Annotated in this window: 16 protein-coding genes and 2 tRNA genes; 11 read left to right on the top strand and 7 right to left on the bottom strand. The window is 39.0% G+C overall.

Annotated features, from left to right (window positions below; translation table 11 throughout):
* Window positions 1-16: 16 nt before the first annotated feature.
* Entirely contained in the window at window positions 17-1,285 is a 1,269-nt protein-coding gene (locus VOI46_RS08665; RefSeq protein ID WP_004586723.1) for a sensor domain-containing diguanylate cyclase, read from the top strand.
* A gap of 54 nt (window positions 1,286-1,339) precedes the next feature.
* Here the strand turns inward: VOI46_RS08665 and VOI46_RS08660 are convergent, their stop codons facing one another.
* The 7 genes from VOI46_RS08660 to VOI46_RS08630 are packed head-to-tail and all read right to left on the bottom strand — an operon-like array spanning window position 1,340 to window position 4,485.
* Window positions 1,340-1,783, bottom strand: coding sequence for an NUDIX domain-containing protein (locus VOI46_RS08660; protein ID WP_004586722.1), 444 nt, complete (start codon window positions 1,781-1,783; stop codon window positions 1,340-1,342).
* On the bottom strand, window positions 1,776-2,462 hold the full coding sequence (locus VOI46_RS08655) for a pseudouridine synthase (RefSeq protein WP_004586721.1): 687 nt from the start codon (window positions 2,460-2,462) through the stop codon (window positions 1,776-1,778). Before VOI46_RS08655 ends, VOI46_RS08660 begins: the two co-directional genes overlap by 8 nt.
* Window positions 2,462-2,791 (bottom strand): TusE/DsrC/DsvC family sulfur relay protein, encoded by a 330-nt coding sequence (locus VOI46_RS08650; protein WP_004586720.1) that lies wholly within the window; start codon window positions 2,789-2,791, stop codon window positions 2,462-2,464. The genes VOI46_RS08655 and VOI46_RS08650 overlap by 1 nt, the downstream gene beginning before the upstream one ends.
* 3 nt (window positions 2,792-2,794) lie before the next feature.
* Entirely contained in the window at window positions 2,795-3,061 is a 267-nt protein-coding gene (locus VOI46_RS08645; protein WP_004586719.1) for a DsrH/TusB family sulfur metabolism protein, read from the bottom strand.
* Window positions 3,058-3,414 (bottom strand): sulfurtransferase complex subunit TusC, encoded by a 357-nt coding sequence (gene tusC, locus VOI46_RS08640; protein ID WP_004586718.1) that lies wholly within the window; start codon window positions 3,412-3,414, stop codon window positions 3,058-3,060. Before tusC ends, VOI46_RS08645 begins: the two co-directional genes overlap by 4 nt.
* The gene (gene tusD, locus VOI46_RS08635) at window positions 3,411-3,764 is read right to left on the bottom strand and encodes a sulfurtransferase complex subunit TusD (RefSeq protein ID WP_004586717.1); all 354 of its coding nucleotides are present in this window, start codon (window positions 3,762-3,764) and stop codon (window positions 3,411-3,413) included. The genes tusC and tusD overlap by 4 nt, the downstream gene beginning before the upstream one ends.
* 55 nt (window positions 3,765-3,819) lie before the next feature.
* Window positions 3,820-4,485: a Bax inhibitor-1/YccA family protein gene (locus tag VOI46_RS08630; protein WP_004586716.1), complete on the bottom strand. Its 666-nt coding sequence runs from the start codon at window positions 4,483-4,485 to the stop codon at window positions 3,820-3,822.
* A gap of 251 nt (window positions 4,486-4,736) precedes the next feature.
* On the opposite strand from VOI46_RS08630, the gene VOI46_RS08625 reads away from it, so the two are divergent.
* From VOI46_RS08625 to VOI46_RS08580, 10 genes are all read left to right on the top strand, one after another.
* Window positions 4,737-4,827 (top strand) — tRNA-Ser (locus VOI46_RS08625).
* 52 nt (window positions 4,828-4,879) lie between these two features.
* Window positions 4,880-4,970, top strand: a tRNA-Ser gene (locus tag VOI46_RS08620).
* Between the two features lie 756 nt (window positions 4,971-5,726).
* Window positions 5,727-6,107: a hypothetical protein gene (locus tag VOI46_RS08615; RefSeq protein WP_004586715.1), complete on the top strand. Its 381-nt coding sequence runs from the start codon at window positions 5,727-5,729 to the stop codon at window positions 6,105-6,107.
* A gap of 128 nt (window positions 6,108-6,235) precedes the next feature.
* Complete coding sequence (locus tag VOI46_RS08610) at window positions 6,236-6,694, top strand: GAF domain-containing protein (protein WP_004586714.1); 459 nt, start codon at window positions 6,236-6,238, stop codon at window positions 6,692-6,694.
* Complete coding sequence (locus tag VOI46_RS08605; RefSeq protein ID WP_004586713.1) at window positions 6,694-6,972, top strand: hypothetical protein; 279 nt, start codon at window positions 6,694-6,696, stop codon at window positions 6,970-6,972. The genes VOI46_RS08610 and VOI46_RS08605 overlap by 1 nt, the downstream gene beginning before the upstream one ends.
* Before the next feature lie 15 nt (window positions 6,973-6,987).
* A complete protein-coding gene (proQ, locus tag VOI46_RS08600) occupies window positions 6,988-7,626 on the top strand; it encodes an RNA chaperone ProQ (protein WP_004586712.1) in 639 nt (212 codons plus the stop codon).
* Between the two features lie 26 nt (window positions 7,627-7,652).
* On the top strand, window positions 7,653-9,677 hold the full coding sequence (gene prc / locus VOI46_RS08595) for a carboxy terminal-processing peptidase (RefSeq protein ID WP_004586711.1): 2,025 nt from the start codon (window positions 7,653-7,655) through the stop codon (window positions 9,675-9,677).
* A 181-nt stretch (window positions 9,678-9,858) separates the two neighbouring features.
* Entirely contained in the window at window positions 9,859-11,319 is a 1,461-nt protein-coding gene (nhaC, locus tag VOI46_RS08590; protein WP_004586710.1) for a Na+/H+ antiporter NhaC, read from the top strand.
* 42 nt (window positions 11,320-11,361) lie between these two features.
* Window positions 11,362-13,956 carry an aminopeptidase N gene (gene pepN, locus VOI46_RS08585; protein ID WP_004586709.1) on the top strand — a complete coding sequence of 865 codons (2,595 nt, stop codon included), beginning with the start codon at window positions 11,362-11,364 and terminating at the stop codon, window positions 13,954-13,956.
* Window positions 13,957-14,178 carry a DUF2835 domain-containing protein gene (locus VOI46_RS08580; protein WP_004586708.1) on the top strand — a complete coding sequence of 74 codons (222 nt, stop codon included), beginning with the start codon at window positions 13,957-13,959 and terminating at the stop codon, window positions 14,176-14,178.
* Window positions 14,179-14,294: the final 116 nt, after the last annotated feature.

Here is a 14,294-nt window from a genome sequence, read left to right as displayed (position 1 = left end):
TCAACGGAATGAATATATGAATTACGCCTTTCAGGTAAAAAAACTTACGACCCTAATTACGTTTTATACGACTAACTCAAGCTTTCATGTAAAGCAGTTACTTGAAAACCCGACGAGTGAGTTTAAGCAATCTGCCTACAAACTTTTTCATGAAATATTTAAACACAGCGTACCCGTAGACTCTCAACAGACTAGTCCCGTTGATGCTATTTTTGATTCAGTTACCGCATCTTTAGATTTAATTAACCAATCTGAAGTGGCGTTAATTGAAACAACACAAAAATGGTGGAACGAGTGGTACTTTGTATTAACTATGGAGCATTCGCTTTCTCACGAAAAAGAAGATGTGCCATACAGTTTCCTTTCTAAAAAAATGCATCATCCTATGAAGCGCCACGAGATGAGCCACTACGCCCATTTATTTACTATTTTGCCTATGCCTATCTCTAATGTGTGTGCCAAAACCGGTGATATTATTAGAGTTAATCAGCGCTTTATAGATGTATTTGGTTATACCGTTGATGACTTACCTAACTTAGAGCAGTGGTGGGTTAATGCATACCCAGATCCTCACTATCGAGAGTCCGTGAAAAAAACCTGGCAATCGGCGTTAGAAATTGGCAATGAAACAGGACAAGACATCCCCGCGCATGATTACCATGTTACTTGTAAAAACGGTAATACAATTACTATGGAAGTATCTGGAATCAATTTGGGCGATGAATATATTGCTGTATTTAATGATGCGACTAAGCGTTTAGAAGATCAAAATATTTTACGCGACATGGCATTTTTAGATTCGCTAACACAAATAGCAAATAGACGTCGTTTTGATGAAAAGCTAAGTAAAGAGTTCGAAAAAGCCGTTGAGTGTGGTGACGATTTGGCAATTATTTTAATCGATATTGATCACTTTAAACTATTTAACGACCGCTACGGGCATGTTGAAGGTGATTTATGTTTGTATAACGTGGCGCAAGCAATAGCGTGTACGGTAAGCCGCACCGAGGACTTTGTGGCGCGTTATGGCGGAGAAGAATTTGTTGTATTGCTGCCTCAAACCGATAAACAAGGGGCCTTATTTATTGCTGAGCATATTCAAAAGGCAATTGAAGAGCTGCACATCCCTCATGAAGACAGCTTTACCGGCTACTTAACCTTGAGCATGGGTATTCACGCAATTAATAAAGATGATAGTTGCGATCAAAAAGAGTTTATTAAGGCCGCCGACAGCGCACTTTATTATTCAAAAAGGCAAGGACGAAATTGTTTAGCATTAAGTTAATTTATAGCCTTGGACTATTTATATAGCTTTGAGAATTATATAAAGCGCAGATGTTTAATTATCGTCGTAAATAAAGTCTACGTCTTGAATAGGGCGGTTTAGGCTGTCTTCAATACATTTTAAAACTAAATGGCTTCTTAGAGGCAGTGCTTTTATGTCTTCTAAACTGTGCCAGTTGGCACTAATTATATCTGCATCTTTTGGGCAGGGCTCGCTGGTGATTTGAGTGCCATCAAACATAAAACAAAAGCGTAAGTAATGCACCCCATTAGCCGCATGTAAGTTATAAATACCGATTAAACCCGTGGGCGTTAGGGACAAACCTGTTTCTTCAAAAAGCTCTCTGCTGGCTGCTTGAGCCAGTGTTTCGTTTAGTTCTAAATGGCCGGCAGGTTGGTTATAACAAATATTAGAAGTAAATTTATCTCGCTCTTTTACCAGTAAAAAATGCTCTCCTTTTTTTACTACAGCAGCCACCGTTACATGGGGTTTATGCATTTACCTCACCTTTTATAACACTGTACTGTGCGCTGCTTATGCCATCTAGCGTGTAATTGCCAATACTGTAGCGAATAAGCCTTAATGTAGGGTGCCCAACATGGGCGGTCATACGGCGAACTTGCCTATTACGTCCTTCATTAATTGTAATACTTAACCACGTTGTAGGAATCGACTTTCGCTCTCTTACCGGCGGCACGCGAGGCCAAAGCTTTGGCTCGTCAATAATTTTTACGTTTGCAGGTAAGGTCATCCCATCTTTTAGTTCAACACCTTTACACAGGGCATTAATGGCCTCTTCACTAGGCTCGCCTTCAACTTGCACCCAATAGGTTTTATTGGTTTTTTTATTCGGTGCGGTAAGGGTATTTTGAAGCTTTCCGCAGTTTGTTAAAAGTAACAAGCCTTCACTGTCTCGGTCGAGTCTGCCTGCAGCGTATACATCTTTAATGGGAATAAATTCAGCCAAGGTTTTTCTATTGGCATCGTCTGTAAATTGGCAAAGCACATCGTAAGGCTTGTTAAATAAAACAATTTTTCTATCTTTAGGCGCTATAGCGGGTTTAATTTCACGCGAAGTTGTACTTTTTTTAGTGAGCGCACTGCGTGAGTAAGTTCTACCCGTGGTTCGTTTAGTGGTACTTTTACTTGCGCGATTATGCATTGGTTTGTTCGCCATTAAATACACCTAGCGGGCTTGGGTAAGCCGGCAATTTTTGTGGCTTGTTTTGCAGGCCCCTTGGGAAATAATTTATACAAATAAATACTATTGCCTTTGTCCTCGCCAAGCGCTTTAGCCATGGCTTTAACAAGCATTCTTATTGCTGGGCTGGTGTTATATTCTAAGTAAAAATTGCGCACAAAATTAATCACTTCCCAGTGTTGTTCGCTCAAGATAATGTTTTCTTGCTCGGCGATAATGGGGGCTAACTCTTTTGTCCACAAGGTGTAATCTAGCAAGTAGCCTTGTTTATCAGTGTCGATTTGTTGATTATTAAATTCAAGCATGGATTACCAGGTAATAGATTGGTTAGTAGATAGAGTAAGGGCAACAAACTCATCGTAATTAATAAGTGTTTGGGCTGGGCTTAGTTTAACTGCGCGTGCCTGCGCATCCTCTAAAAGCAACAATAGCGAATCGTTTAATTGAAAATACTGCTTAGCGGCATAACAGGCATCACCAACAAGGAGTACTTTATCGGTGCCTTTAATTAAGTTTTCAAGCTGAGTAGAGTCGTAATAAACCAGTGGCTTTGAAAAAATATGTAATGTACTCATAGGTTCACCACAAAGTCTTGCTGGCCGATCAGCTGCTGTTGCTCAGTGTAATTGAGGCTGGTTGAATCAATAATTAATTGAGATTTGCTTAAGTTATAATCGAGTAACGATTTTTCACATACATATATGTTTTCTACTTCATAGATTTCAAGCGTTTTGATGTTTTTAAAAAAATCTTTTACACCAAGTTGCGGTGTTGATTGATTATGTTTTAAAGCAAGCACTGCAGGGCCGCTAAATAGCCAGCTAATATTTTGATCAACTGCGGCAAATATTAGTGCCATGTCTAGGGCATCGCGGGTATTAAGCTCATCAAAGGGGCTGGATTGGCTCATTACTAAAACGTTTTTCATTTAAACTGTATCCATTTATCTGCATCACTCGCTAGCATGGCAAATTCTGCAAGCCCGGCTACAGTAAAAACACCTGTTTGGCTTGTGTTTAAGCCGCGTTTTTCTGCTGCGGTAATACATAGCATTAAGTTAACGTTTTTATCTGCAAGTTGTTGCCATTGCGTAGGAATTTGCAGTTCGTCAGAGGCTAGCTCAAAGTGAGCTGATGCGTGATAAATCCCATTTTGATACAAAAATATCGCATCTATGGTGTGGCCTTGTGCTAAACATGCATTCGCAAACTTTATAATACGTTGCGTTGAGTCATGATCTGAAGGAGGAGTATGTAAAGAAAGAACAAATCGCGCCAAAACAATTCCAATAAAAAAGCCCCAATAAAGGGGCTATTTTAACAGAACTATTTAATTAGTCATCACTTGCGCCAAGAAGGTGCAGTAAAGAAGTAAATAGGTTATATACGTTTAAGTATAGAGCGACCGTCGCGCGAATGTAGTTAGTTTCGCCGCCATTAATAATACGGCTTGTATCAAATAAGATTAAGCCAGACATAATTAACACAACAGCAGCGTTAAGCACCATAAACATTAGCGAGCTGCCAATGAAGATGTTAACTATGCTTGCAACAATAACCACTAGTAAGCCTACTGTTAAAAAACCACCCATAAATGAGAAGTCTTTTTTAGTGTTTAATGCATAAGCCGATAGACCAAAAAATATTAATGCAGTAGAACCAAGCGCCTGCATAATAAGCATAGGGCCATTAGGCATAGCCGCATAATAGTTAAGTAGTGGGCCAAGGCCTGCGCCCATACAGCCTGTAAAAGCAAACACCCAAAACACGCCTGAGGCTGAGTCTGCTTTTTTGTTTACAACAAATAATAAACCAAACGAAACCAGTGTGAACACAATTCCCATAAAGTAAGGTAATTGTAATGCCATTGAAATACCCGCCGTAACAGCACTAAATGCTAATGTCATGGCCAGTAAGAAATAGGTGTTTTTAAGTACCTTGTTTGTTTCAATGGTCGACATTACCGGTTTAGCGGTATTGTACGAATGATTAAATGCCATTATAGAGCTCCTTTAAGTGAAACATGTTTGTTTCGATAATTTAACTAAAATTAGATTACCAACTCTTATATGTTTGGGCAAACCTTTGTAGATCAATAGAGTGTTATTTTTTAATTAAAGTTCATTAAAGCATCAAAAAGAAATTATTTGTTTCATCTTTAAACAAATTAATTGTTTTTTAAGCACTTAAACAATTTTTTTAAAAAAAAGCTTCACAAAGGCAATGGGTTTCCCTATTATGCAGGCCGTGCGGAGAGATGGCAGAGTGGTCGAATGCACCGGTCTTGAAAACCGGCATAGGTTTGTAGCCTATCTAGGGTTCAAATCCCTATCTCTCCACCACCTTATTACAATAATTATGAGTACACTCTTACTTGTAATTTATAGCACTTTCGGAGAGATGGCAGAGTGGTCGAATGCACCGGTCTTGAAAACCGGCATGGGTTTGTAGCCCATCTAGGGTTCAAATCCCTATCTCTCCACCATTATATTAAAGCCCGCTTTTAGCGGGCTTTTTTGTTTTTACGCTTTATTATCAGGCACCTTAGGCTTCCTCGCTTATTTGCCCATTTCGGTTTGCTATTAGCCGCTATTAACATATTGATGTACTACTTTTATTTTTTAGATTTTAAAAATGGTCATTAAAATAGTATGTTGTGGCTCAAGGATGATTTACCTTCAAGAAAACTTATTGTTTATCGTGCAATGATTCTCATTGATAACGTTGTTTGTTTTATTTGTATTCCAACCTTTTGACACAATTAACGATACATCATCACTTTTGCAGCTTTGCTGTGCTGTATACCTACGACGCTGGCTATGCGTAAATCAGTCATTAATTGAAGAACGTATTTAATATTGAAATCTAAAGGTTAGGTTTTATTGGCGATAGCGCCTATAAGGTAGTGAACTTTGTCTTATAGGCGGCTAAGCAGCGCAAAGTAAGCGTAGGCTGGCAGCACAATGCGTGTTTGTTTTTTGTTAGCAAAACCATTTATTAAACCATTCACTAAACAGCCCAACATAAATTAAACCTTCAAATTATCACACCTTTCAAAGGGGGTTAAATACCTTTGCTATAAACGCTAAGGTATATTTTTATAAAATTAAAATGCCTAGTTACAGCAGTTTAAAGAGTGCTTGTTTTCCCATCATAAATTACGACCATAGTCTCTATTTCTAACCTTAAGAACTTGGTGCATGCTTAAGATAATGTTTGTAGTGTGTATTTAGGAACTTATATGAAACATCAACTAGCCAAAAGTGTCGCGCTTTCTTTATTATCCCCTGTGATTGTTGGTAGTTTACTTGGCCTTTATTATGGGCTCACTATGAATGGCGATGCGGCTACCATTTTTTTACAACTACTGATGAGTGCAATTGCGAACGCACATATTGTTGGACTGACTATGGCCGCTTTTGTCGTACCGGGATATTTGCTTATGTTTAAGTATGCAAAAGTGAATTATTCAGGAGTATTAACGCTTGGGCTGCTTGGTGGTGCAATATTTAGTTATTTACTCAGTGCTACAACAGGCGAGATATTTTTAATAAATAGTGTAATGGCCGCTTTTGCCGCAGGACTATTTTTATTTGGCCTGCGTAAAACATCAAAAAAATAATTGCAGAAATATTAATCAAGCATGCTGAAAAACGGCGCTATTTCTGTTTTTTTGCCTGTAAAAGGTTTCAATTTTTCACGACAAAGAGTACCTTTAGCTACTGTCTGTTTAATAAGAAGTAGTTTGGTATGCAAAAGCACGATTTTTACCAGTCATTAGTTAAGCAAACTGAATCACTAATTGCTGGTGAATCTAATGTCATTGCTAATATGGCTAACGTAAGTGCGCTATTATTTACCTCATTAGAAGATGTAAATTGGGCGGGCTTTTACTTTATGGATTCGCCAAGTGAATTAGTGCTTGGGCCTTTTCAAGGTAATCCAGCGTGTATTCGTATCCCTGTTGGTAAAGGGGTGTGTGGTACGGCTGCAGCAACGTTAGAAACTCAACTAATTGAAGATGTACATGCGTTTGATGGCCACATAGCCTGCGATGCAGCGTCTAACTCTGAGATTGTTGTACCTATCATGAAAAATGATAAAATAGTTGCTGTTCTTGATATCGATAGCCCAACTATTGGTCGATTTGATACTGATGACCAAGCAGGTCTTGAAGCATTAGTTAAATGCTTAGAGGCAAGCTTATAATGAAAGACTTGCTAAATGTTCAAGACTACCTATTCGCAGTACAAGATGTAGGCGATTGGGAAGGGGAAGAAGAACATGTAGCGGAAACGCTCAATGATTTGATTCACATAGCCTGGGATAAACTTCCAGATGATTTAGATTGTGAATCGATCGATGAAATAATAAATGGTATTTGGGAACACCTTCGAGGTGATTTGGCTGTACTTGAAGCCGACTTCGAAGAGTTAATCGACTGGGTAATACACTACGTTGACTCGTCCCTTGATGAAAAGATGTGAAAAATAGGTTCTAAAATGGAAACCACAAACAAGCTAAAAGATATTAATGAAGTGCTGGAATTTCTTTATCAAGAATTTCCACAATGTTTTAAACAAAAAGACGGTATTAAACCGCTTAAAGTCGGTATTTTTAAAGATATTGCCGAGCGTATAGAAGGGTCTGAAAAAGTAAGTAAAACTCAAGTACGTCAAGCGCTTAGAAAATACACGTCTAACTGGCGTTATTTAGAAGCTGTGACTAAGTCAGAGTTTCGTATTGATCTTGATGGCAATCAAGGTGAAAAAGTTGAGCAAGAGCACATTGACCACGCTCAAAAAGCACTAGAAGAAAGCCGTGCTAAAATGGCAAAACGCAAAAAACAACAGCGTCCACGCCAAGATTCAGATTCTAAATCTTTCAAGAAAAAACCAGCCCACGCTAGCAAAAACAATGCACAAGCTAACAAACCAGCTAAAGCAGCCCCTGCTAAACGTTCAGGAAAAGTTGAACCTTTACCTGCAAGTGAGGTCAAGGTTAATAACAAGGTTAAGGTTAAACTTGGCCAAGCACTTGTAAATGCGGTAATTACTGAAGTAAACAAAGACGAAGTTCATGTTGAATTAGTAACAGGCATGCAAGTTAAAACCAAAGCTGACAGCTTATACATTATTTAAGTTGTAAATAAATTAAGGAGTTGTGTATGAGTAAAAAGTTTACGCTCATTCCGTTAGTTGCTGCCCTGTTTTCGGGTTCTTTATTCGCTTCCGTAGAAGCGGCAAAACTTGAAGACTTGCCTGTACTTAAACAAGAAAGTCAACATGGCACTGCCAGCAAACGAGTGGCTAACTTATTTGCTCGTTCACACTATACACCGGTTCGATTTAACGATGGGCTTTCTAGCAAAGTGTACGATCGTTATATCGAATCCCTTGATTTTAATAAAAGTGTGTTTTTAGCAAGCGACATTGCTGCGTTTGAAAAATACCGCAACGATTTTGATAATGCTATTACCACCGGTAAGCTTGGCTTTACGTTTGATATTTTTAACTTAAGCTTAAAGCGCCGTTTTGAACGTTATGATTACTCTTTATCACTACTAGATAAAGAAATGACGTTTGATAAAGACGATGAATACTTTTTTGACCGTGAAGATTCAGCATGGCCAGCATCGCAAGCTGAGCTTGATGAAATTTGGCGTGAACGTGTTAAATACGATGCCTTGCGTTTAAAAATGACAGGCAAAGATTGGGAAGGGATCAAAGAGGTCCTTACTAAGCGTTATAAAAATGCACAAAAACGTTTAGTGCAAACAAATTCAGAAGATGCATTTCAAATTGTAATGAACTCGCTAGCGCGAAGCATTGAAGCGCATACGTCGTACTTATCGCCGCGCCGCGCAGAACAATTTAAAATGGATATGGACCTAGAGCTTGAAGGCATTGGCGCCGTATTAAGCCCAGATGAAGATTACACCGTTATTCGTAGTTTAGTACCAGGTGGTCCTGCCGATAAAACAGAGCAGCTAAAAGCTGACGACAAAATTATTGGTGTTGCCCAAGATCAAAAAGAGTTTGTTGATGTTATAGGCTGGCGTTTAGATGATGTAGTTGATTTAATCAAAGGCCCTAAAGGCACTAAGGTACGTTTACAGTATCTTAAAGGCTCTGATGCACATGGCACGCCTAAAGTAGTTGAAATCACCCGTGATAAAATTCGCTTAGAAGATAGGGCTGCTAAATCTGAAGTATTTGAAGCGAGTTATTCAAATTTAACATCAAAGATTGGTGTTATTGAGATCCCAGGCTTTTACAACAATCTTTCAAAAGACGTTAAAGTTGAATTAGCTAAACTTAAAGAAGAAAACGTAGACGGTATTATTATTGATTTGCGTCAAAATGGCGGTGGATCATTATATGAAGCTACACAGCTATCAGGCTTGTTTTTTGACCAAGGTCCGGTTGTACAGATTCATACATTAAATAACCGTATTGAAGAGCAAAAAGACCGTGACGGAATTACCTACTACGATGGCCCATTAACTGTTTTAGTTGACCGTTACAGTGCTTCAGCCTCTGAAATTTTTGCCGCCGCACTGCAAGACTATGGCCGCGCAGTAATTATAGGCGAGCAAACCTTTGGTAAGGGAACGGTTCAGCAACACAAAGGCTTAGGCCGTGCGTACGATTTATACGACAATGACTTAGGTAGTGTACAATACACTATTGCTAAATTTTACCGTATAAACGGCGGCAGTACTCAGCATAAAGGGGTTATTCCTGATATTTCATTCCCTTCGGCGATAGACCCAGCAGAATGGGGCGAGAGCAAGCAAGATAATGCATTGCCGTGGGATAGCATAGTACGAGCTAAGTATAATAGGCAGGGTAATTTAACGCCTGTAATCACTTATCTTGAAAAACAGCACGAAGTACGTATTAAGTCAGAACCAGAGTTTGGTTACGTATTTGATGATATTGCCCGTTACAATGAAGAGAAAGACCGCAAAACTATTTCTTTAGTTGAAGCAGACCGTATTAAAGAAAAAGATGAAAATGAAGCACGTACTCTAGCGCGCACTAATGAGCGTTTGAAGCGTTTAGGTAAAGAGCCAATAGAAAACCTAGATGATGTACCTGAGGTAATTGAAGAGCTTGACCCTTTCTTAGAAGAGGCAGCACTGATCACTCAAGATTACATTAACTTTGGCCGTATCGCTAAAAAATAAACACGTGTTTACCCCGTTTAAAAGGCGCTTTTTGCGCCTTTTTTGTTACCTAAATTTCGCTAAATTGCTATAATCGCGAATTACTAAATTGAGTTACATTACTGTGGCTTAAAAAAAGCACTGATACGCTAAAAATAATAAATAACCACGCCACGATATGTGGTGTGCAGGAGTCACTATTTTGAAGCCTTTAGAAAAACCGATTAAACCCGCCTCGTTTTTTGATGCACTTGTTCCTATCACTGTTTTAATTTGCCTTTTAGGCGCAGCGGTATATTTATTTGGCGATAATTCGTCATCAGGTCCTAACCAAATAGCGTTATTATTTGCCACCTTTGCTGCGGCACTAATAGGGCTAAAAAATGGCTATACGTGGAAAAAGCTTGAAGAAGCCATGATTGAAGGTATTACCTTATCATTGGGGGCTATTTTAATTTTATTAATGGTGGGTGCCTTAATTGGTACTTGGCTGTTGTCGGGTACCGTGCCAACGCTCATTTACTATGGCTTACAGGTTATTAACCCAAGCTGGTTTTACGCCGCAAGCTGCTTAATTTGTGGCATTGTTGCAATGAGTATAGGTAGCTCTTGGACCACAGCTGCCACCATAGGTGTGGCGCTTTTAGGGGTGGCCACCGGGTTAGGGCTTGATCAAACTGTGACGGCAGGGGCGGTTATTTCGGGAGCTTACTTTGGTGACAAACTTAGTCCGCTTTCTGAAACTACTAACTTAGCACCGGCTGTTGTTGGAGCTGATTTATTTGAACATATTCACCACATGTTATGGACTACTGTTCCTAGCTTTGTCATTGCATTAATCATTTTTATATTTATGGGCTTTAATGCAACTGCCTCGAATGAAGCCGGCAGGATTGACGAAATAACAGCGATTTTAGAGCAAAACTTTAATATTGGCTTTGAAATGCTAATTCCATTAATTGTGCTGCTAGTTTTAGCTATTAAAAAAGTGCCAGCGTTTCCGGCAATTTCAATTGGCGCTGTAATTGGTGCTGTGTGGGCAATGTTGTTTCAGTCTGATTTAATTGCGACACAAATTGACCTTTCTCAGGGTGAGTTGGTTGGTTATTTTAAAATTATTTGGACGACTTTTTTCGATGGTTTTAGCATCGACACGGGTGATGACAAAATGGATTCATTGCTCAGTGGTGGCGGTATGGCAGGGATGTTAACCACAACATGGCTGATCATGACGGCTCTTATGTTTGGTGCCATTATGGAAAAAACCGGCTTATTAGATATTTTTGTTAAGAGCATTTTAAAAATTGCAAAAAGCACGGGCTCGCTTATTACATCAACCATTGCTACTTGTGTGGGCACAAACTTAATAGCGGCTGATCAATACATTGCTATTGTAGTGCCAGGTCGTATGTTTAAAGAAGAATATAAAAAGCGTGGTTTAAAGCCCGTTAATTTATCACGTACTTTAGAAGATGGCGGCACAATAACAAGCCCGCTAATTCCGTGGAATACCTGTGGTGCGTACATGCAAAGCGTTTTATTAATAAACCCATTTGACTATGCCTTGTATGCTTTCTTTAATTTAATTAACCCTTTCTTAGCCATTATTTATGCGTACGTAGGCATTAAAATTTTACGCATTGAACCCAAGCAACCTGCTTAAATCTAAATAGCTCCTTTTTAAGGAGCTTTAGTTGGAGTAACTATGACTGTTTCAGCAAAGCCAAAAGCGCAATACTTAAAAGACTACACTGCGCCTAATTTTTCTATAGAGCACACTGAACTCACTTTTGACTTACAACCACTAAATACAAAAGTGACGGCGCTACTAACGCTTAAAAGAACAACAAATCAAAACTCAGCGCTTGTGTTAGATGGCGTAGACTTACAACTAGTGGAGCTGCAAGTAGATAATATTGCTTATACTAATTATAAGATTGAAGGTGAGCACCTAATCATTAATGATTTACCTCACACATGCCAGCTTAAAATTGTTACTGAAATTTCTCCTGATACAAATACCTCTTTAGAAGGCTTGTATTTATCTGGTGGAGCATATTGCACGCAATGTGAAGCGCAAGGTTTTAGAAAAATAACCTACTTTTTAGACCGCCCTGACGTGCTAAGTACGTACGATGTGACGATTATTGCTGATAAAAGCTTTAAGCATTTACTGTCAAATGGTAACCAAATTGACAGTGGTGAAACAGCTGATGGCCGCCATTTTGCTAAATGGCAAGACCCATTTAAAAAGCCAAGTTACTTATTTGCATTAGTAGCGGGTGATTTTGATGTACTAAAAGACACTTACACAACAAAAAGTGGGCGCGAAATTGAACTTGCGTTATTTGTTGATAAAGGCAATTTATCTAAAACACCGCATGCAATTAACTCATTAAAAAAAGCCATGGATTGGGATGAAACACGCTTTAACCTAGAATATGACTTAGATATTTACATGATTGTTGCCGTGGATTTTTTCAATATGGGAGCAATGGAAAACAAAGGGTTAAATGTATTTAATAGTAAATGCGTATTGGCTAACCAAGAAACCGCCACCGATAAAGATTATCACACGATAGAGTCGATCGTTGGTCATGAGTATTTTCATAACTGGACGGGTAACCGTGTTACCTGTAGAGATTGGTTTCAGCTATCGTTAAAAGAAGGGCTCACAGTATTTAGAGACCAAGAATTTAGTAGCGATTTAGGCTCACGCGCACTTAACCGCATTGATGCCGTTAAAGTAATGCGCACACATCAGTTTAGTGAAGATGCGGGGCCAATGGCGCACCCAATTCGCCCTGAAAAAGTTATCGAAATGAATAACTTTTATACCGTAACGGTGTACGATAAAGGGGCTGAAGTTATCCGAATGATGCACACCCTGTTAGGTGAGGTTAACTTTCAAAAAGGGATGCAGCTTTACTTTGAACGCCATGATGGTCAAGCGGTTACCTGTGATGATTTTGTTGCTGCAATGAGTGATGCTTCAGGCATAGATTTAACGCAATTTAAGCGTTGGTATAGCCAATCAGGTACACCTCGATTAAATGCAACACAGCACTATGATCACGATAAGCAACTTTATACTTTAACAATTGAGCAATCAGCTCCGCTAAATCAGCCAGATAATAAGAGCCTTCACATTCCATTTGCCATCGAATTATTAGATGAAAAAGGGCAAAGTATTGCACTTACTTATCAAGGTGAAAAACGCGACCACGTGCTTAACGTAACTGCGCCAACGCAAACGTTTTACTTTGATCAAATACCTGCTCGCCCAGTGGCTGTGTTACTTGAAGATTTTTCAGCGCCCTGTATTTTAAGCCAGCAAAATTCAGAACCTGATTTACTGCATATTATGCGTTTTGCGCGCAGCGATTTTTCGCGTTGGGATGCGCAGCAGCAATTATTTATTAATGCAGTTAAGCAAGCAGTCAACGCACCTGAACACGCAACATTAAGTGAAAACGTTATTAATGCACTCCGTGTGTTAATAAGCGCACAAAGTGGTGATTTAGCACTGGTAGCAGAGCTTATAAAACTGCCAAGCTTTGACACCTTTGCCGCTGAGTTTGACATAATTCCTGTTGACGAAATCATTACGATCACAAGGTTGTTTGAGCAACAGATTGCCGAGCAATTATCTGATGAGCTTTTACATTGTTACAGCTCGTTAGTAGATGATGGCAGTATAAATGCAGATGCAGTGGCTATAAGAGCGCTTAAAGGTGTTTGTTTACATTACTTAGCTAAAATACCTTCTGAGCAAGTTGACCGCTTTATTAGAGAATCGGCAGATTCACCGAATATGACCAATGTTTTAGCCTCATTAAGTGCGGTAGTAAAAGCATCACACCCGTTAAGAACAACGTTGTTAGATCATTTTGATAGCCAGTGGCGTCATGATGTTTTAGTTATGGACAAATGGTTTGCGCTGCAGGCTATGCAATCTGGTGATGATGCTATTGAGAATATAAAAGCGTTGTACGTGCATCCTAGCTTTGATTTTTCAAACCCAAATCGTGTACGCGCATTAGTGGGCAGCTTTAGTCATTTTAATACCGCACAATTTCACCGAAAAGATGGTGAAGGTTACGCATTATTAGGTGATTTACTTATTAAGCTAAACGCGATTAATCCGCAAAATGCCTCTAGAATGTTAACGCCTTTCATGTCGTGGAAACGCTTTGACACAACCCGCGCTCAAGCAATGAAAGCACAGTTGCAACGCTTAGCAAACCTTGAAGGATTAAGTGCTGATTTATTTGAAAAGGTTGAAAAAGCGCTTAATTAAATGATTGAGTATTACTTTTCTTTACACCTGAGCTATAACAAATGCATGGACTACTACCATGGTCGTTTTAGCTCAGTACAAGTGGTTGAGGATAGCGGTAAAACAATACGTTTTGCCGCCTCGCACTTACGCCCTTACATTTCATCTATTGGAATAAGAGGGCGTTTTAGACTTTTACTTACCCCCGAGAATAAATTTATTCGCCTCGAACGTATCGCCTAACCTGCTGTTTTTATGTTATAGATACATAAAAATATTATCTTTTTGTTAATTTCAATTTGTTCTATTGTTAATTTACGTGTATAAATTATCTGGTATGACGTCTTACCAATACGTAA

The organism is Pseudoalteromonas sp. CuT4-3 (assembly GCF_035666335.1).
In the GTDB taxonomy this organism is placed as follows: Bacteria; Pseudomonadota; Gammaproteobacteria; order Enterobacterales; family Alteromonadaceae; genus Pseudoalteromonas; species Pseudoalteromonas atlantica.
This window is presented reverse-complemented; position numbering and strand designations above follow the sequence as displayed.